Here is a 17,848-nt window from a genome sequence, read left to right on the forward strand (position 1 = left end):
ATTTCGTGTAAGCGGCGCGCCTTCATTCCGCGCTCCGCCCGGCGCGGCCCTGAATCGTATCCGACGGGCGAGAGAGGCCGCATGGCTAAGGAAGAACTTCTCGAGTTTCCCGGCACCGTCAGCGAACTGCTGCCGAACGCCACCTTCCGCGTGACGCTGGAGAACGATCACGAGATCATCGCCCACACCGCCGGCAAGATGCGCAAGAACCGCATCCGCGTGCTGGCCGGCGACAAGGTCCTGGTCGAAATGACGCCCTATGATCTGACCAAGGGCCGGATCACCTATCGCTTCAAGTAAGGGCGGGGTGAGCCCCCGTCCGCCCCTGGTGCTGGCTTCGGCCAGCCCGCGCCGCATCGAACTGCTGGCGCAGATCGGGATCGTTCCCGATCGCATCGAACCCGCCGATATCGACGAAACGCCCCGCCGCGACGAGACCCCGCCGCGCCTGGCCGCGCGGCTGGCCGTCTCCAAGGCCCAGGCGATCGCCGAGCGGGATCCGCACGCCGTGGTCGTGGCCGCCGACACCGTCGTGGCCGTCGGGCGTCGGCTGCTGGAGAAGGCCGCCGACGAGGCGGAGGCGACGCGGTTCCTGAAACTGCTGTCGGGGCGCAATCACCGGGTCTTCACCGGAGTGGCGGTGGCCCATGCGGGCCGGACGTCGCACCGGGTGGTCGAGACGCGCGTCACCTTCAAGCCGCTGTCGGACGCTGAGATCGCCGCCTATGTCGCGGGCGGGGACTGGCGCGGCAAGGCGGGCGGATACGGCATCCAGGGCCCGGCCGGCGCCTTCGTCGTCCGCATCGTCGGCAGCCACCCGGCCGTGATGGGTCTGCCCCTGCACGAGACGGCGAATCTGCTGGGCGGCGTCGGCTGGCGGGCGGACGCCGCCGCGTCGTGACCGACGAGATCGAGCTTTTCCACGACGATACGCCGGGCGAGCAGCGCGGCCTGGTCGTCCGGAACGGCCGTTTCGAACAACTTCTGATCCATCGCGAGGGTGATCCCAAGGCCGCACGGCTGGGCGCTCGATCTGTCGGCCGGGTTGTGGCGGTGGAGCCGGGCCTGTCCGGCGCCTTCGTCGATCTGGGCGTCGATCCGCCCCATGCCTTTCTGCCGTTCGAGCGTGGCCGTCAGCTGCTGGTCGGTCAGGTCCTCGAAGTGGTGGTCACCGCAGAGGCGCGCGAGCTGAAGGGGCCGGTCGTGCGCCGAGTGGCGGACGGGCAGGGGGCGCCGCGCCTGCTGGCCCCCGCGCCAGAACTGAAGACCGCCCTGGCCGCCGTCGCGCCCGGCGTCGAGATCCAGACCGGCGTCGCCGCCATCCAGGCCGTCTGGGACTCCGAGGAGGAGGCGCTGGGCCAGGGCGATCTGTTCGCCGAGTTCGGTCTGGACCTGGCGGTGCAGCGGACACGCGCCCTGATCGCGGTGGACATCGACTACGCCCCCCTGCCGGGACGTGACGCGCGCAGGGGCCGCGCCCTCGCGAATCGCGAGGGGCTGAAACAGGCGGCGCGTCTGATCCGTCTGAACCGCTGGGGCGGTCTGGTGGCGGTCGATCTGGTGGGCGCGGCCCTGGACGGCGCGGCCGTCACGGCCCTGGCGCGAGAGGCCTTCGCCTGGCAGCCGGCCGCCGCCTTCGGCCCGGTCAGCCGTTTCGGTCTGCTGCAACTGACCCTGCCGTGGCGCGAGACGCCGCTGGAGGATCATCTCGGACGGCCCGGATCCGAGCGTGCGTCCCAGACCCAGGCGATCGACCTGACGCGACGTCTGCGACATGCGTGCCTGAGCGACACCGCCGTGCCGCGCCTGGTCGCCCGATGCCGTCCGCACGTCGCCCGGCGGGCGGCGCCCCTGGTGGCGCGGCTGGGGCCGAGGGCCGGACTGGTCGTCGATCCTGCGGTCCGCCCCGGCGCCGAACCGATAGACGAGGCCTGACATGGCGACCTGTCCGATCTGCCGCAAAAACCCCTCCGCGCCCGAATACCGGCCGTTCTGCTCGAAACGCTGCGCCGATGTGGACCTCCAGCGTTGGTTCACGGGCGCCTACGCCATCCCGGTGCGTGACGAAGACAGGCCGGACGAAGAAGACGCGTCCGAGGATTGAACGCCTCTGGACACCCCGATGCGGCTCGCCTATAGACCCCGCTCTCGCGTCGGGAGCCCCGTTGGGGACCCCGAGATTGCGCCGGGGCCTGGATAGCTCAGTTGGTAGAGCAGCGGATTGAAAATCCGCGTGTCGGTGGTTCGAATCCGCCTCCAGGCACCATCTTTCCCTCCCGCCAGATCGTCGCAGGACGCCGCTTTCACATAGCGGTGTTGGCGCAGCGCGCATGGCGTGTGCGGCCGTTGTTCGGAACGGAACGTGCGGCCGTTTCGTCGCTTCTTGAAAGCTTGTTGTTCGCGATCTGCTGAAACCCGGCGGTTCCTGCCCTGATCTCGCCGAATGAAAGAAATTTGCGTCGAAATCAGACAAAATGTCGGATGACACCGGTTTCTATCCCGGTGCGACGGCATGGCGCATGTTCTCTGCCCCTGTGGCGCGAAATCCGGAATTGCGCCCTTGACGCTCCCGACACCCTTCGCCAAAGACGCTTGACCGCTGTCCTCGGGCATCGGTCAACGAACGGCGCGTGGGGGGAATCCGCCACGATCGCCCGATCAATCCGCGCGGCGGCTTCCCCAAGGGTTGCCTAAGCGTTAACATATAGGCGTCCGGGCGGCTCTCAGAGGGGGAGCCCGGACAGAAACGATTTCACAGGAGGGGCAGGCGTTCCCACGTCCCGCCCCTTCAGGGTCACAAGAGTCAGACCGAAAAGCAGGAACCGGCGACACATGCTCGACAGCAAAAAGACGAATATCCTTCTTGCCATGGCCGGCGCCGCCGTCCTGATGGCGGGAGCCCCCGCCCTGGCGCAAGCCCCGGCTGAGCCGACCCCGGCCGCCGCGCCTGCCGCCGCTCCGGCCGCCGACGCCGCCGCTGCTCCGGCCGCTGAAGAAGAAGCCGCCGGCGGTCACGGCGACATCACCCCGATCTCCATGTTCATGGAAGCGACCCCGGTCGTTAAGGTCGTGATGATCGGCCTGCTGCTGGCCTCGGTTTTCTCCTGGACCCTGCTGATCATCAAGCTGATCGAGTTCGGCGGTCTGAACCGCAAGTCGGACAACTTCCTGGAAGCCTTCCGCGGCACCCGCACCATCGCGGACATGCACAAGGTCGCCACCTCGGAAGAGTTCGAGGGCAACCCGCTGGCCGACATGGCCGCCGCCGCCACCGAAGAAGTCGAACTGTCGCGTCAGGCCGGCCTGAGCGTCACCGGCGATCACCGCGACTCGGCCCTGGGCCGCGCCCAGCACGCCGTTTCGGCCGTGCAGTCCGGTCTGGCGGCTCGCCTCTCCGGCGGCCAGCAGTTCCAGGCCTCGGTCGGTTCGACCGGCCCGTTCGTCGGTCTGTTCGGCACCGTGTACGGCATCATGAACTCGTTCATCGGCATCGTGCAGTCGAACACCACCAACCTGGCCGCCGTGGCCCCCGGTATCGCCGAGGCCCTGCTGGCCACGGGTATCGGTCTGTTCGCCGCTATCCCGGCGGTGGTCTTCTACAACTACTTCAACACCCGCATCTCGGCCTTCGGCACCCGCTCGGACGGCTTCGCCGCTGAACTGCTGAACGCCATCTCGCGCCAGCTCGACAAGGGGGCGTAATCTAGATGGCAGCCAAACTCGGAGGCGGGGGCGGCGGGAAGTATAACGTCGAGCAGAACGCCGATATCAATGTCACGCCCTTCGTGGACGTCATGTTGGTTCTGCTGATCATCTTCATGGTGGCGTCTGCGGTCGCCACCCCGGGGGTGCAAGTCACGCTTCCCATCGCCGTCGCCGATCCCAAGGAAAGCCCGCCGAAGCCCATCTTCATCTCGATCCAAAGCGACGGACGGGTGTTTATCGGGGACGGTGAGACGACCTATGACGGCCTGGGCGCTGATCTGACGGAACAGATCGGCCGCCGGGATCCTACGAAGGAGCGGATCTACATCCGCGCTGACCAGGGCACCCGGTATGGCGATTTCATGCAGGCCATGAACTCGCTCCAGGACAGCGGCTTCTACAGCGTCGCGCTGGTCGGCGAAGACAAAGTGCAGTGAGGCGGGAGATCACATGACCGATACACCCGTTGAATATCACCGCAGTCGCTATGACGCCCCTCGCAAGAAGGGCTTCATGGGGGTCTCGACCGGCGTCTGGGCGATCGCTCTCGGCGTGGTCTGCATCATGTTCGCGGCTCTGATCTTCTGGGTTCAGAAGACCAAGTTCGAGATGAAGCAGATGGAGTACACGGATGAGGCTGTGACGGTGGATATCATTCCGCCGCCGCCTCCCCCGCCGCCTCCGCCGCCGCCGCCGCCGGACACTCCGCCGCCGCCGAAGCTGCAGATCCGTCCGCCGGCCGTGGTGCCGAACGCGCCGCCGCCGCCGATCACCCTTCCGATCGAACCGACCAAGAAGGAAGATCGCGTCGAATACACCGGCCCGCCGGTGATCGTCCCCGGACCTCCGCCGCCGCCGGCTCCGCCTGCTCCGCCGCGTCCGCCGGTCATCACCAACCCGCAGTGGTCGCAACAGCCGCGCATCGAGTTCCCGCAACGGGCGCAAGATCGTGGCATCGAGAATGGCCGGGTTGAGGTCGAGTGCACGGTTCTGCCCAGCGGCGCCGTCAGCGACTGCACCATCCTGTCCGAGACGCCGACCGGCGCCGGATTCGGTCAGGCTGCTCTGGCCGGCGCCCGACGCGCCCGTCTGTCACCTCGTTCGGTGGACGGTGTGGCTGTGGGCGGCAAGGTCCGGTTCTCGGTTCCGTTCCGCCTGCAATAGGGACTTCGGTTCCAGACAAGACGCCCCGGGGTTCGCTCCGGGGCGTTTTTTGTTTGCCTAGGAACTGGAAATTTTGCCGTAACGTGGGTATTTGAAGTGCTGGCCAACTAGGACATGAGGCCAACCTATTGAATTCTGGAGGGGCAAAAATGAAATTTTCAAAGTCGATGGTGCTGGCTGCGTTGCTTCTCCTGTCGGCAGTTGGCTCCAGCACTGTCGAAGCGCAGGATCAACAACAGTCGCTGTGCCCGAACGGTGAACCCCAGGTATGGCTCTGCACCTACCGCCGCGATGCACAGGGCAACATTGTGCTCGACAGATGCGAGTGGGCGTGTCCGTGACGGGGGTCGACCTCTGAGTAAAGCAACGAGGCTGTGTGATCGCCTCAGAAGGCACTAACTAATCATTCCCACAGTCAGTAATTTCCCCCGGGGTTCGCTCCGGGGCGTTTTTCTTTGTACGGCGAGATGCGAGCGACGCTTCCCGCTTGATCGCGTTCGGCCTCGCCGCTAAACAACCCGCCTCGCACGGGGCCAGGCCTCGTATGTGCCGCCTTAGCTCAGTTGGTTAGAGCGCCGGTTTGTGGAGCCGGAGGTCCTCAGTTCAAGCCTGAGAGGCGGTACCATTCCTCCCCGCGCACGCGGGGACGAACGCCGGCTGCGGCGCTCCTCACAAGACCACGAAACGGTCCGCCTCGACGCGGTTTCAGCGCGAGGTTTGGCTGCGTCTTGATGCCCTGTCAGGCCTTCACGGCCTCGGCCATCTCGCCCGGCGTCGCCTGTACTTTGCGCTTGCGCAGCGTCTCCCCCGGCCCGTCCAGGGCGGCGAGGGCGGCCAGGGCGGCGGCGTGTCCCGCCGCCACGGTGGGCTCATAGACCTTCCAGTCGCGGATATCCGCCCCGCCCGGATGCGGCAGGATCAGCAGGTCCGTCTCACGTCGCGACCGCTCCAGTTCGGCGTCCGTGGTGATGGTCGCGGCCCGCATCAGCACCGAGACGATCGGCGGTCCCTTCTTCCAGGCGCCCGATGCGATCCAGCGCCACCAGGATGGAGGGTTCGACAGCGCCTGGGGGTCCACGCCGCGCACCTGCGACATGTCCGACCCGATCACCGGCCCGCTGTTCAGCTGGCGCATGACGTCGGTCGGAAAGTTGCTGACCACGGCGCCGTCCACCAGCACCTGTCCGTCGATGACCACCGGCGGCATGACGCCGGGAATGGCGATTGAGGCCCGCATGGCCCGGCGCAGCAGGCCGCGCCGATGCACCTCCAGCCGGCCGGTCGTCAGGTTCGACGACACGGCGAAGAAGGGGCGGGGCATGTCGGCGATGTCGATGTCGCCATAGGCCTCGTGCAGCAGGCGCGCGACCTTGCCCGCCCGGGTCATGGCCACGATCGGCAGGGCGATGTCGGACAGGGGGTCGGACTTGACGAAGGCGTGGCGGATGCGGGCGTCCAGCTGGTCGTCGGACCATTCCAGGGCCGGTCCCGCCGCGACCACCGCTCCCATCGAGGCCCCGCCCAGAAAATCCAGCGGCACGCCCATCTCGCGCAGCGCCCGCACCACGCCGATATGGGCATAGGCCCGCGCCCCGCCGCCGGACAGCACCAGGCCGACCGAGGTTCCGGTGACCAGCCGGGCGATCCGGGCCGAATCGCCCTCGTCGCCTTCGCGCACATGGAACCAGCGGCCGGGCGACACGGCGTCCAGCCAGACCGCCGTATTGGCCGGCCGGGTCATGCGGGCGTCGCGCAGCAGGATCAGGTCCGTGAACTGACGCCTCAGCCCCTCCAGATCACGGGCCGGCGCAACGGCCGGGGGCGGGGTCAGGGCGTCGCCGACGACGAACAGACGGTCCACCTGTCGCGCGCACAGGGCGGCCCAGGCCGGTTGATCGGCCTCGGCGACATACAGGACATAGTCGTGGCTGTCCTCGACCCGGGAAAACCAGTCCGCCGCCGACCTCAGCGCGGTTTCGTCGATCACCTGAACCGTGTGGCCCATGGCCGCCACGGCCGCCGCCACCCGTTCGACAAAGGCCCGTATCGGCCGGGGGCGGGCGCCGACGAAGCCGAACACCGCGGGCTCGGCCGCTCCGGTCGACTGGTCCCGCGCCCGCGCCAGCATCAGGCGCGACAGATGGATCATCACCTCCGGCTCGGTCCGCGCCACCTCGAAGAAGGCCTCGCGCGGCAGGGCCAGGATTTCGGAGTCCCGCAGGGCGACGACGTCGGCCGAATGCGGACTGCCCGCGATCAGGGCCATCTCGCCGACCGGTTCGCCGGGCCGGATGACGCCCAGCATCTGCGGCGGTTGTCCCTCAAGCCGACGGAACACTCCCAGCCGCCCCGAACGCAGCAGATACAGGTGATCGGCCTCGGCGCCCGCGGCGAACAGCGGCTCGCCTCCGGTCAGGGCGAACCAGCTGGCCTTGCTGGCGCGGTGATCGAACACCCGCGCCAGGGCCGCTTCCAGCGTGTCGGGGGAGGGGGCGGCGCGCCGTTTCGACATGGCGGGGGATCATGGCGATTTTCCCGCCGGGGGCCAGAGAGAAATCGGCCGGGGCTTACCAGCGCCCGGTCAGCGACTTCGCCCGGTTCAGCACGCAGCGGATCGATCCCGTCTGCCCCTGGGCGTTCAGGGGCTTGAACAGGGTGGCGCCTTCGCGGCGATAGCGCGTGCCCCGCAACGGTCCCGACGTCATCGTCAGCACATTGCCGCTGAGACTGAAGGCGCCGCGTCCGCCGTTGAAGTCACGATAGGCGCCGGGTCCGGTCACGCCGAAGAACAGGCCGGTCTGCGGCGATCCCATCACCATGCCCCCGACGTTGATCGGGGCGTCGCATTCATAGACCCCGGTCTGGACCGGCCCGAAGCCGGCGGGTCCCGCCTGACCGTTCGCCGGCCGGGCTCCGTTCGCCCCCGCGCCTGCTCCCGTCCCGCCGGCCAGCGGCGTCATCAGTTCCATCGTCAGCCAGATCGTCGCGCCCGTGTCCTCCCGCCGCCAGCGGCAGCCCAGGGTGTCGTCATAGGCTCCGCCCAGCGAGACCACGACGAAGGCGCCGGTGATGTTGTTCCGGCGGAAACGCGCGCCGGCCGGCGGACACTGGGTCTGGGGCGCGGCCGCCGTCGCCAGGGGGGCGGGCGCGCCGGTCAGAAGAAACGCGGCGATCAGGGCGTCGATCATGTTGAGTCCTCCATCTCGGCGACGGCATTCGGCGCGCGGCGCCGGACGTCCGCAATCCCTTCACGACGAAGACGCCGGGCGGGACGACGGAACTCCGGCTTTCACGATCTGTTACAGCGCCTCTCGCCTTCGCAGACGCAGCACGTTACTCATGCCGCGCAGGAGCGGGACGAACCCGCCAACGACGAATCCAGCTCAGGGGTATGCGGATGACCAAGTGGGTGTACGGCTTCGGCGGCGGGACCGCCGACGGCGACGCGTCGATGAAGAACCTGCTGGGCGGCAAGGGCGCCAACCTGGCGGAGATGTCGTCGCTCGGCCTGCCGGTGCCGCCCGGCTTCACCGTCACCACCGAGGTCTGCACCTGGTACTACGCCAATGGCGAGACCTATCCTGCGGACCTGGCCGCCCAGGTCGCCGAGGGCCTGAAGACCGTCGAGGGGATCGTCGGCAAGCGGTTCGGCGATCCGGCCAACCCCTTGCTGGTGTCGGTCCGTTCCGGCGCCCGCGCCTCGATGCCGGGCATGATGGACACCGTCCTGAACCTGGGCCTGAACGACCAGACCGTCGAGGGCCTGGCCGCCCTGTCCGGGGACCGTCGCTTCGCCTTCGACAGCTATCGCCGCTTCATCACCATGTATTCGAACGTGGTGCTGGGTCTCGGCCATGACGAGTTCGAGGGCGTGCTGGACGACCACAAGGACCGCCTGGGCGTCTCGGTCGACACCGAGCTGACCGCCGCCGACTGGGAAAAGGTCGTCGCCGACTACAAGGCCGTCGTTGAGCGCGAGCTCGGCCACCCCTTCCCGCAGGACCCGAACGACCAGCTGTGGGGCGCCGTCGGGGCGGTCTTCGAAAGCTGGATGAACGACCGCGCCAAATTCTACCGCCGCATGCACGACATTCCCGAAAGCTGGGGCACGGCGGTCAATGTCCAGTCGATGGTGTTCGGCAATATGGGCGAGACCTCGGCGACGGGCGTGGCCTTCACCCGCAACCCCTCGACCGGCGAGGCCCGGCTTTACGGGGAGTTCCTGATCAACGCCCAGGGCGAGGATGTCGTCGCCGGCATCCGCACGCCCCAGTCCCTGACCCGGGCCGGCCGCGAGGAGATGGGCGAGACCGCCCCCTCGATGGAGGAGGCCATGCCCGAGGTCTTCGCCCAGTTCGTCGACGTGGTCGGCCGGCTGGAAAGCCACTATCGCGACATGCAGGACATCGAGTTCACGGTCGAGCAGGGCCGGCTCTGGATGCTGCAGACCCGCAACGGCAAGCGGACGGCCAAGTCGGCGCTCAAGATCGCCGTGGACCTGGCGTCCGAGGGCGTGATCTCGCAGGAGGAGGCCGTCAGCCGCGTCGAGCCCGGCGCCCTGGATCAGTTGCTGCACCCCACCCTCGACCCCCAGGCCGAACGCAGGGTGGTCGCGCAAGGGCTGCCGGCCAGCCCCGGCGCGGCGACCGGCAAGATCGTCTTCGACGCCGACGAGGCCGAACGCATGGCCCAGCTCGGCGACGCGGTCATCCTGGTGCGCGAGGAGACCTCGCCGGAGGACATTCACGGCATGCACGCGGCGCGCGGCATCGTCACGGCGCGCGGCGGCATGACCAGCCACGCGGCCGTGGTGGCGCGCGGCATGGGCCGTCCCTGCGTCTCGGGCGCCGGCGAAATCCATATCGACGAGAAGGCCCGGACCTTCACCGTGCGCGGCCGCACCTTCAAGGCGGGCGAGGTCATCACCATCGACGGCGGCAAGGGCGAGGTGCTGGACGGCGCCGTAGCCATGATCGAGCCGGAACTGACCGGCGATTTCCAGACCCTGATGGCCTGGGCCGACGGGGTGCGCCGCCTCAAGGTCCGAGCCAACGCGGAGACCCCGCTGGACGCCAAGACCGCGCGCGGCTTCGGCGCCGAGGGCATCGGCCTGTGCCGCACCGAGCACATGTTCTTCGACGATGCGCGGATCGCCGCCGTGCGCGAGATGATCCTGGCCGACGACGAACAGGGCCGCCGCACGGCCCTGGCCAAGATCGAGCCGTTCCAGAAGGCCGACTTCGTCGAGCTGTTCACCATCATGGCCGGACTGCCGGTCACGGTGCGCCTGCTCGACCCGCCGCTGCACGAGTTCATCCCCCACACCGAAGCCGAAATCGACGCTCTGGCCGCCTCCTCCGGCCTGGACGCCGCCAAGCTGAAGCGGCGGGCGAAGGATCTGCAGGAAACCAACCCCATGCTCGGTCACCGCGGCTGCCGTCTCGGCGTCGCCTATCCCGAAATCTACGAGATGCAGGTTCGGGCGGTTCTGGAAGCCGCGCTTGAGGTCAAGGCGACCTCCGGCGTCGCCCCGATCCCGGAGATCATGCATCCCCTCGTCGCCCTGGGCCTGGAGATGAAATACCTGCGCGAACTGACCGACAGGACGGCGAAGGCGGTGTTCGAGAAGGCCGGCGACAGCGTCGAATACCTGGTCGGCACCATGATCGAGCTCCCTCGCGCCGCCCTGCGAGCCGGGGACCTGGCCGAGCATGCCGAGTTCTTCTCCTTCGGCACCAACGACCTGACCCAGACCACCTTCGGCATCAGCCGCGACGATTCCGGCCGCTTCCTGCAGGCCTATATGGACAAGGGCATCTTCGAGACCGATCCCTTCGTCCGTCTGGATCAGGACGGCGTGGGCGACCTGATCCGCATCGCCGCCGAGCGGGGCGGGGCGGCCCGTCCCGACATCAAGATGGGCATTTGCGGCGAACACGGCGGCGACCCGGCGTCCATCGCCTTCTGCGAGGAGGTGGGCCTGGCCTATGTCAGCTGCTCGCCCTACCGCGTGCCGATCGCCCGCCTGGCGGCGGCCCAGGCCGCCTTGGTCACGCGGGGCGGCGAAGCGCGCGAGAAGGATCGTTGATGCTCATTCCTCCCCCCTCGGGGGAGGGGGACCGCGAAGCGGTGGAGGGGGCCAGCCTCGGACACCGTCTCTGGATCGGGCCCCCTCCGCCTCGGCGCAAGCGCGCCGATCCACCTCCCCCGACGGGGGAGGAATGATGTCCCAGTCCCTTTCCATCGCCGTGATCGGTCCCGGCGCCATCGGCGGAACCGTGGCGGCGTGGCTGTCGCGTAATGCGGCGATAGACGACCTGATCCTTTGCGCCCGTTCTCCGCTGGACCGGCTGAGCGTTGAGACGCCGAACGGCGGGCGGATCGAAGCGACGCCGCGCGTGCTCACCTCGCCGGATCAGGTCGAGGCGGCGGCGGACTGGGTGCTGATTGCCACCAAGACCTATGACGTCGAGGGCGCGGCCGCCTGGTTGAAGCCGCTGATGGGACCGCACAGCCGTCTCGCCGTGCTGCAGAACGGGGTGGAGCATGTCGAGCGGTTCACGCCCTATGTCGCGCCGGACCGCATCCTGCCTGTCATCGTCGACCTGCCCGCCGAGCGCGAGGGGCCGGGCCAGATCCGCCATCGGCGTGACGGCACCCTGACCGTGCCCGACAGCGAGACCGGACGGGCGTTCGCCGCCCTGTTTCAGGACGAGTCGCTGAAGCCGGTTCTTACCGACGACTTCCTGACCGCCGCCTGGACGAAGCTGGCGCTGAACTGCGCGGGGGCGGTCTGCGCCCTGACCGGTCGGCCTTCCGGCGTCGTGCACGAACCGGGCATGGCGGAGCTTATGCGGGCGATGGCGGCCGAGTGTGTGGTGGTGGGCCAGGCGCTGGGCGCTGACCTGCCCGACGATCTGCCGGATTGGGTGGTGGAGCGGACCTTCGCTTCCCAGCCGGACTCGGTGAACTCCCTGCTCGGCGACCGGCTGGCGGGACGTCCGATGGAGTGGGACGCGCGCAACGCGGTCATCCCTCGTCTCGGCGCGCCGCACGGGATCGCGGCGCCGCTGAACCAGATGGCCGCGACCCTTCTGGCGGCCCTCGAAGCCCGCTGACAGACATCGCGCGTGCCTGGGCAATCCGCATAACGGCGTGTGCGTCAGTACGGCTACAGTTTCGGTTCTGTAATCTGACGGCCATGGAACGGACAAGTCGAGTACCCATTTCCGAACTCGCTGGATGGGGCCGATGACGTCATGTCATCGACATCTAGGAGTTAAAAAGAAATGCGTAACATCATTCTCTCTGCACTGGCTGTCTCTGCGATTTCGGCGCCCGCTTTTGCTCAGTCGATCAGTGATCCGCAGATCTATACCTCGGGCGGCTACACGCATCTGGACTCAGAGGCGGGTGATCTCGGCGCGTTGACCGGTCGGGTCGGCGCGAAACTGACGCCCTATTTCGGGGTCGAGGGCGAGGGATCGATCGGCGTGCGCAGCGAGCGCCGCAACGTCGGCGACGTCTCGACCAAGTTCGAGCACCGCTGGGACGCCGCCGCCTATGGCGTGGCGACCCTGCCGGTTCAGCCCAACCTCGATCTCTTCGCTCGCGCCGGCTACGGCGTGACCGAGTTCAAGGCCAAGGCCCTGGGCGAAAGCGCCAGCGACCACATGGACAGCTTCAACTACGGCGCGGGCGCCGAGTATCGCCTGGACGGCCAGAACGGCATCCGCGCCGACTGGACGCGCCGTGATTTCCGCGACGGCGACGGTAAGGCCGACGCCTATACGCTGAGCTTCGTGCGTCGCTTCTGACGGGACTGTATCCCAGCCAAAGGAAAGGGCGCGCTCCGCATGGGGCGCGCCCTTTTCCTGTCGTCAGCGCGGGTTCAGACCGGGTCGGCGATCAGGGCCCAGCGCATGGAGCCTTCGCCGAAGGGGCGGGTGAACCATTGGTTATAGGTCTCGAACGCCTGGACGATGGCGTGGCGCAGGTCCTGACCGACGGGCTCGCCGCGGTTGCGCTTCATGGCCGCCACACAGTCGATGACCACGTTCTGATGCGCCGAGCCGCCAAGCCGTTTCAGGACCAGGGCGACATCGCGCGCCAGGCCTTCCATAAAGGTTCGGGCGGTTTGCGCCGCAGCTTCGATCCCGGTGTCCGCCATTCGGATGGCCCCCACGCGTTGGTCTAGGTCGCTGGGCGCGAACAAAAACAAACTCGCGCTTGAGAATCAACCGCTGCGGCGGCTGCGATGCGACAATTTCGCCTGCGACGACGTTCAGCCCCGCTTGCGGACAAAGACCGTGCCCGCCGAATAGCCGGCGCCGAACGAGCAGATCAGACCCGTCTCGCCCGGCTCGAAGCCATCCTGATGCAGATGGAAGGCGATGACCGATCCAGCGGACGAGGTGTTGGCGTAGCGGTCCAGCACGATCACGTTTTCTTCCGGCGACGGCTCGCGGCCCAGCACCTTGCGGCCGATCAGCACGTTCATGTTGATGTTGGCCTGATGCAGCCACAGACGCTTCAGGGCGTCGGTGTTCACAGCCAGGTCGCGGGCATGGTCGATGATCATGTCCGACACCATCGGCACGACCTCCTTGAACACCTTGCGGCCCTGCTGGACGAACAGCTTGTCGACCTGGCCGATGCCCTCGGGCGCGGCGTTGTTCAGAAAGCCGAAATTGTTGCGGATGTTGTTCGAGAACTGGGTCTGCAGCCGGGTTCCCAGAATATCCCAACCGCCCGGCCCGGCCTGGTCTTCAGCCTCGATGATCACGGCCGTGCAGACGTCGCCGAAGATGAAGTGGCTGTCGCGGTCGCGGAAGTTCAGATGCGCCGAACAGACCTCGGGATTGACCATCAGCACGGCCTTGACCGAGCCGGAGCCGATGAAGTCGCTGGCCGTCTTGATCCCGAAGGTGGCGGACGAACAGGCCACGTTCATGTCGAAGGCGAAGCCTTCGATGCCCAGGGCCTGCTGCACCTCGATGGCCAGGGCCGGATAGGGGCGCGGCATGTTGGAGGCGGCGCACAGCACCGCGCCGATCTGCGAAACGTCCTTGCCCCAGGCGGCGATGGCCTGACGTGCGGCGGCCACCGCCATCTCGGCCATGGTCGACAACTCGTCGTTCCCGCGTTCCGGAATGTTCGGCGTCATCCGGCCGGGGTCCAGCACGCCGGACTTGTCCAGCACGAACCGGCTCTGGATGCCGGAGGCCTTCTCGATGAACTCGACCGACGAATGGGTCAGGGGCGCCAGGTCGCCCTCGGCGATCTGGGCGGCGTTCTCCGCATTCCAGCGATCGGCGTAGGCGTTGTAGGCGGCGACCAGCTCTTCGTTCGAGATCGCCTGGTCGGGCGTGAACAGGCCGGTGGCGGCGATGATGGAGTTGATCAAGGGCCTTGGTCCCTATCGCTCGGCTCGCGGAGCCTCGCTGCTTGAGGGACGCGAACCGGGATATTCTGAGCGCGCGACATTCGCGCCGGATATGTTTCTGCGCCTTCAATAGGACGGGGGCGGCGTCCGGTCGAGAGACGCCGTCAGTCCGCGCCACCACCGATTCAGGCGTCCGCGCGGCGCAGCGGGCAGGGGCGCATCCTTCTGGGCGATCAGACGCGCGACCAGATCCTCGGCCTCGCAGGGCCAGCCCTCCGGCGTGACATAGATCGGATAGGCGATCAGGGCGGCGTGAACCAGGTCGTCCAGGGTCGCCGATCGCGTGCGGCGGGGGAAGGGACCGGTCCGGTCGTCGGTCAGGCCCCACCCGGCGTAGAAGGGGCGGCCATAGACGCTGACCGGCTTGCCCCGCATCAGGGCCTCGAAGCCCGACAGGGACGTCAGGGTCGCCAGCCGGTCGCAGGCGTTCAGGCAGTCGATGATGTCCAGATCGTCGGCCACCGCGTCCACAGCCTCGATCGCCGTCGCATCCAGCAGCCCGGGTCGATTGCCGGACGTCACGTCCGGGTGGTTGCGATAGATCAGGAAGGCGTCCGGAAAATCCCGCCGCGCCGCCTCGACCAGGCCGGAGTTGGTGCGGATGTCGGTGCAGCCGAACTGGATCGACTTGTCGTTCTCCACCTGACCGACGACCAGCAGCTTCATGCGGTCCGCCGGCCAGCCGACAGGGGGCGCGCCCTTCAGATTGTATTTCGACAGGCCAGCCGCCACGACGCGGCGGCGCAGGGCGGCGGCGCGGTCACGGTCGCGGTCGTCACGCTCACCCGTCTCGATCAGGGTCTCCAGACGGCTCGGCCGCGTCGCGTCGTAGTAGACCCCGAGGTCGTCCAGGGCCACCGACAGGGCGCCGAAGAAGTCAGACCCCAGGCCGCGTGAGCGGATGAAACCGTCCTCCATCCGTACGGTCGGCGCGGAGGTCGCGGCGGCGGCCGTGCGGATCGGCTCGCTCTCCTTGCCCGCCCACCAGATCAGCCGTCCTTCACCGGCTTCCGCGTCGCGCGCGGCGGCGGCGGCGCTCCAGTGATAGCGGACCCGGCCCTTGGGCGAGTTCAGCAGGCGGCGCACCGGCGGGCGTTTGGCGGGGGCGAAACCGGCGGCGGACCACAGACCCGACAGCCGGTCGGCCCGGTCGCGCAGCGAGATCAGCCGTTCCAGCGCCTCTTCCGCCGTGCAGCGTCGACCGGCGACCGGATCGAAGTAGCGGCTGTAGGCGATCAGGGCGGCGGCCGCGACGGTCTCGATATCACGCGCCACGCCCCGGCGCCCGGTGTTCACCGTGTCTGTCGTCAGGCCCCATCCGGAATAGAAGGGCGCCCCGAAACACCGTACCGGCAGGCCCCGCAGCAGGGCCTCGAATCCCAAGGCCGAGGTCACGCACCAGACCTCGTCCACCGCGGCCAGCAGGTCGGCGGGCCGCAAGTCGGTGTCGATCAGGGTGACACCGGTCAGCTCCGAGGTCGGTATGCAGCCCTGCTTGCGTCCCGCCGCCACGGCCGGATGCCGCTTGACAATCAACTGGGCGTCCGGCGCCCCGGCGCGGGCGGTCCGGATCATGTCTGTGAATGACGCCGTGGAGGCCATTCCATAACCGATCGAGGCGTCGCCCAGAGTCTGGTCCACGATCAGGATGCGGCGACCGGGTTTCAGGACCGTCGGATCCAGAGCACCGCCCATATTGGTCTTGGACACGCCGCTCTCGACGATGCGATCGATCAGGGCGCGCGCGCGACCCTTCATCCCGGCGTCACACCAGTCGGGCGCGGTCGTGATCAGCTGTTCCAGCCGGCTCGCCCGGGTCGCGTCATAATAGACGCCGAGGTCATCGACGATCAGGCTGAGGCTCGTCGCCCCCCTCTCGCCCAGCCCCACGGAGCGCAGGAATCCGTCCTCCAGCGCCACATAGGGCACGCCCCTGGCCGCCGCCCAGCGCCGTCCGGCCGCGGCGGTCGGCTTCATGCCCCAGCCCAGAACCGCCGTCGCTTCGGCGCCCGGCGCCGCCCTCAGCTGATATTCCGGAAGCAAGGCCGCCAGATTGGGCACGCGCAGGACGCCGGGGGCGCAGACCCAGGCCGGGACGGGGGGAGGCGGCGTGGTCTCAGGTGAAGGGGCGGGGGTGTTCACACGGCCGTCCTACACGTCCTTGCGCCTCAGGGGTATCGGCCCCGATCCGCCGTCGTCGCCTCAGGGGTTCAGCACCCCATTGGCGAACAGGGGACGCACATAGACCCAGGCGGCGGCATCGGGGTCCAGCCGCCCGCCGGTCCAGCGCGGCAGGTCGGGCGCGGCGTTGATGGTTTCGGCCACCATCTGGGCGGCGACGGCGGGATCGACCGGCCGCATGGTCCCATCGGCGACGGCGTCGGCGATCAGGCCCGCATAGTGTTCGGTCTGACGCTCCATCGCCTCGCGCAACTCGCCTCGGACCTCGGCGTGGGCCGCCGCCACGGCCATGTGGCGCAACAGCGGATCGCCGCCCAACTGCCGGCGAACCAGGGCGTCGGTGATCGCCGTCAGCCGGTCCCAGGCCGACAGTTCGGCCCTCAGCGCGGCGCCCTGCGCCTCCCGCACGGCGCCGAAACTGCGCTCGAAGCAGCTGAGCACCAGATCGTCCTTGGCCGAGACGTGATGATAGAAGGCGCCCTTGGTGACGTTCAGCCGCGCCGCGATCGCATCGACCGAGGCCCCGTGATAGCCGAAGTCGTTGATGGTCTCCGTCGCGGCCCGCAGGAAGTCGGCGCGCGACAGGCCGAGGCCGGGCGTGGTCTCCACCGGCAGATCCAGCGTCGGCGGCGCCCACGCCCGCCCAGGCGCCAGGCCGTGAACGAGGATGTCCGACAGGCGCCGCCCGACGCGGGGATAATCCATCGGATCATAGCGCATGGCCCAGGTGCGGGCCCACAGGATCATCGACAGCGCCAGGTGGACGCGGGCGTTCTCCTCCGGCTGGGCGAAGGCGGGCGTCTGCGGCTCCGGCCGCATCAGGCCGCGCAGGGCCCGGAACATGTCGGCGAAGGCCGAAAACGCCGGCTCGATCGCCGCTCCGGTCAGCGAGCGGATGTCGAAGAAGTTCATCAGCGCCGGCCCGCGTCCGGTCGCGATATCGGCCAGCAGGGCGAAATAGCCGTCGATGAAGGCCGTCAGTCGATCCGCCGGCGTCGCCTCGGCCGCCGCCTCCACGATCAGCGCCTGATAGGCCGCGATGGTCCGCATCAGACAGGCGGCCGCCAGGTCGTCCTTGCGCCGGTAGTAGTAGGTCACGCTGGTGGTGATCAGGCCGACGGCCGCCGCCACCTCCGCCAGGGTCGTTCCGCCCAGACCCTTCTGATTGAACAGGGGGGCGGCGGCGTCGAGGATCTGCTGGCGCCGATCGTTGAACCGATCGCTACGCCTTCGGGCGGTCGTCTGCATGGGGCAGGCTTACCATGGGTAAGCCTTTGAGCAAGCCGGAAAACCGCTTGATTAGAATAAAGGGTATGGCCATGATCCCATCCATAGGGATTGCGTCAACATCGT

General features: G+C 68.3%; 16 protein-coding genes and 2 tRNA genes. 12 read left to right on the plus strand and 6 right to left on the minus strand.

Annotation, left to right across the window (positions count from 1 at the left end; all coding sequences use genetic code 11):
• The first annotated feature begins 81 nt into the window (after positions 1-81).
• The 9 genes from infA to ACO2Q1_RS01110 all read left to right on the plus strand — a co-directional run bounded on the left by infA (position 82) and on the right by ACO2Q1_RS01110 (position 5,494).
• On the plus strand, positions 82-300 hold the full coding sequence (gene infA, locus ACO2Q1_RS01070; RefSeq protein ID WP_008261544.1) for a translation initiation factor IF-1: 219 nt from the start codon (positions 82-84) through the stop codon (positions 298-300).
• Between the two features lie 7 nt (positions 301-307).
• Positions 308-901 (plus strand): Maf family protein, encoded by a 594-nt coding sequence (locus tag ACO2Q1_RS01075; protein ID WP_423327692.1) that lies wholly within the window; start codon positions 308-310, stop codon positions 899-901.
• Positions 898-1,935 carry an RNA-binding protein gene (locus tag ACO2Q1_RS01080; RefSeq protein ID WP_423327693.1) on the plus strand — a complete coding sequence of 346 codons (1,038 nt, stop codon included), beginning with the start codon at positions 898-900 and terminating at the stop codon, positions 1,933-1,935. The genes ACO2Q1_RS01075 and ACO2Q1_RS01080 overlap by 4 nt, the downstream gene beginning before the upstream one ends.
• A gap of 1 nt (position 1,936) precedes the next feature.
• Entirely contained in the window at positions 1,937-2,104 is a 168-nt protein-coding gene (locus ACO2Q1_RS01085; RefSeq protein ID WP_423327694.1) for a DNA gyrase inhibitor YacG, read from the plus strand.
• Positions 2,105-2,190: 86 nt separating this feature from the next.
• Positions 2,191-2,266, plus strand: a tRNA-Phe gene (locus tag ACO2Q1_RS01090).
• Positions 2,267-2,832: 566 nt separating this feature from the next.
• A complete protein-coding gene (locus ACO2Q1_RS01095; RefSeq protein WP_423327695.1) occupies positions 2,833-3,702 on the plus strand; it encodes a MotA/TolQ/ExbB proton channel family protein in 870 nt (289 codons plus the stop codon).
• 5 nt (positions 3,703-3,707) lie between these two features.
• The gene (locus tag ACO2Q1_RS01100; RefSeq protein ID WP_423327696.1) at positions 3,708-4,142 is read left to right on the plus strand and encodes a biopolymer transporter ExbD; all 435 of its coding nucleotides are present in this window, start codon (positions 3,708-3,710) and stop codon (positions 4,140-4,142) included.
• 13 nt (positions 4,143-4,155) lie between these two features.
• Complete coding sequence (locus ACO2Q1_RS01105; protein ID WP_423327697.1) at positions 4,156-4,869, plus strand: TonB family protein; 714 nt, start codon at positions 4,156-4,158, stop codon at positions 4,867-4,869.
• Between the two features lie 548 nt (positions 4,870-5,417).
• Positions 5,418-5,494: transfer RNA gene (locus ACO2Q1_RS01110), tRNA-His, on the plus strand.
• A 114-nt stretch (positions 5,495-5,608) separates the two neighbouring features.
• Here ACO2Q1_RS01110 and ACO2Q1_RS01115 read toward each other — a convergent pair.
• Both ACO2Q1_RS01115 and ACO2Q1_RS01120 read right to left on the minus strand, forming a co-directional pair.
• Positions 5,609-7,381: a patatin-like phospholipase family protein gene (locus tag ACO2Q1_RS01115; RefSeq protein ID WP_423327698.1), complete on the minus strand. Its 1,773-nt coding sequence runs from the start codon at positions 7,379-7,381 to the stop codon at positions 5,609-5,611.
• A gap of 55 nt (positions 7,382-7,436) precedes the next feature.
• The gene (locus tag ACO2Q1_RS01120; protein WP_423327699.1) at positions 7,437-8,057 is read right to left on the minus strand and encodes a hypothetical protein; all 621 of its coding nucleotides are present in this window, start codon (positions 8,055-8,057) and stop codon (positions 7,437-7,439) included.
• A gap of 203 nt (positions 8,058-8,260) precedes the next feature.
• Here ACO2Q1_RS01120 and ppdK point away from each other — a divergent pair, with 203 nt between their 5' ends.
• The 3 genes from ppdK (at position 8,261) to ACO2Q1_RS01135 (ending at position 12,686) form a co-directional block, all read left to right on the plus strand.
• Entirely contained in the window at positions 8,261-10,957 is a 2,697-nt protein-coding gene (ppdK, locus tag ACO2Q1_RS01125) for a pyruvate, phosphate dikinase (RefSeq protein WP_423327700.1), read from the plus strand.
• 136 nt (positions 10,958-11,093) lie between these two features.
• Positions 11,094-11,987, plus strand: coding sequence for a 2-dehydropantoate 2-reductase (locus tag ACO2Q1_RS01130; RefSeq protein WP_423327701.1), 894 nt, complete (start codon positions 11,094-11,096; stop codon positions 11,985-11,987).
• A 171-nt stretch (positions 11,988-12,158) separates the two neighbouring features.
• Positions 12,159-12,686, plus strand: a complete 528-nt coding sequence (locus tag ACO2Q1_RS01135) for a porin family protein (RefSeq protein WP_423327702.1) — start codon at positions 12,159-12,161, stop codon at positions 12,684-12,686.
• Between the two features lie 74 nt (positions 12,687-12,760).
• On the opposite strand, the gene ACO2Q1_RS01140 is transcribed toward ACO2Q1_RS01135, so the two are convergent.
• The 4 genes from ACO2Q1_RS01140 to ACO2Q1_RS01155 all read right to left on the minus strand — a co-directional run bounded on the left by ACO2Q1_RS01140 (position 12,761) and on the right by ACO2Q1_RS01155 (position 17,743).
• A complete protein-coding gene (locus ACO2Q1_RS01140) occupies positions 12,761-13,039 on the minus strand; it encodes a hypothetical protein (protein WP_423327703.1) in 279 nt (92 codons plus the stop codon).
• A 114-nt stretch (positions 13,040-13,153) separates the two neighbouring features.
• Positions 13,154-14,275 carry a beta-ketoacyl-ACP synthase III gene (locus ACO2Q1_RS01145; RefSeq protein WP_423327704.1) on the minus strand — a complete coding sequence of 374 codons (1,122 nt, stop codon included), beginning with the start codon at positions 14,273-14,275 and terminating at the stop codon, positions 13,154-13,156.
• Between the two features lie 105 nt (positions 14,276-14,380).
• Positions 14,381-16,456, minus strand: a complete 2,076-nt coding sequence (locus ACO2Q1_RS01150; RefSeq protein ID WP_423327705.1) for a capsular polysaccharide biosynthesis protein — start codon at positions 16,454-16,456, stop codon at positions 14,381-14,383.
• 60 nt (positions 16,457-16,516) lie between these two features.
• Positions 16,517-17,743: a TetR/AcrR family transcriptional regulator gene (locus ACO2Q1_RS01155; RefSeq protein WP_423327706.1), complete on the minus strand. Its 1,227-nt coding sequence runs from the start codon at positions 17,741-17,743 to the stop codon at positions 16,517-16,519.
• Positions 17,744-17,848: the final 105 nt, after the last annotated feature.

Source organism: Brevundimonas sp. VNH65 (assembly GCF_049445955.1).
Classification (GTDB): domain Bacteria; phylum Pseudomonadota; class Alphaproteobacteria; order Caulobacterales; family Caulobacteraceae; genus Brevundimonas.

What these genes read in the sequence shown, in the direction of transcription:
- infA (WP_008261544.1), top strand. Translation starts at nt 82, where the DNA reads ATGGCTAAGGAAGAACTTCTCGAGTTTCCCGGCACCGTCAGCGAACTG.
- ACO2Q1_RS01085 (WP_423327694.1), top strand. Translation starts at nt 1,937, where the DNA reads ATGGCGACCTGTCCGATCTGCCGCAAAAACCCCTCCGCGCCCGAATAC.
- ACO2Q1_RS01095 (WP_423327695.1), top strand. Translation starts at nt 2,833, where the DNA reads ATGCTCGACAGCAAAAAGACGAATATCCTTCTTGCCATGGCCGGCGCC.
- ACO2Q1_RS01100 (WP_423327696.1), top strand. Translation starts at nt 3,708, where the DNA reads ATGGCAGCCAAACTCGGAGGCGGGGGCGGCGGGAAGTATAACGTCGAG.
- ACO2Q1_RS01105 (WP_423327697.1), top strand. Translation starts at nt 4,156, where the DNA reads ATGACCGATACACCCGTTGAATATCACCGCAGTCGCTATGACGCCCCT.
- ACO2Q1_RS01115 (WP_423327698.1), bottom strand. Translation starts at nt 7,381, where the DNA reads ATGTCGAAACGGCGCGCCGCCCCCTCCCCCGACACGCTGGAAGCGGCC.
- ACO2Q1_RS01120 (WP_423327699.1), bottom strand. Translation starts at nt 8,057, where the DNA reads ATGATCGACGCCCTGATCGCCGCGTTTCTTCTGACCGGCGCGCCCGCC.
- ppdK (WP_423327700.1), top strand. Translation starts at nt 8,261, where the DNA reads ATGCGGATGACCAAGTGGGTGTACGGCTTCGGCGGCGGGACCGCCGAC.
- ACO2Q1_RS01130 (WP_423327701.1), top strand. Translation starts at nt 11,094, where the DNA reads ATGTCCCAGTCCCTTTCCATCGCCGTGATCGGTCCCGGCGCCATCGGC.
- ACO2Q1_RS01135 (WP_423327702.1), top strand. Translation starts at nt 12,159, where the DNA reads ATGCGTAACATCATTCTCTCTGCACTGGCTGTCTCTGCGATTTCGGCG.
- ACO2Q1_RS01140 (WP_423327703.1), bottom strand. Translation starts at nt 13,039, where the DNA reads ATGGCGGACACCGGGATCGAAGCTGCGGCGCAAACCGCCCGAACCTTT.
- ACO2Q1_RS01155 (WP_423327706.1), bottom strand. Translation starts at nt 17,743, where the DNA reads ATGCAGACGACCGCCCGAAGGCGTAGCGATCGGTTCAACGATCGGCGC.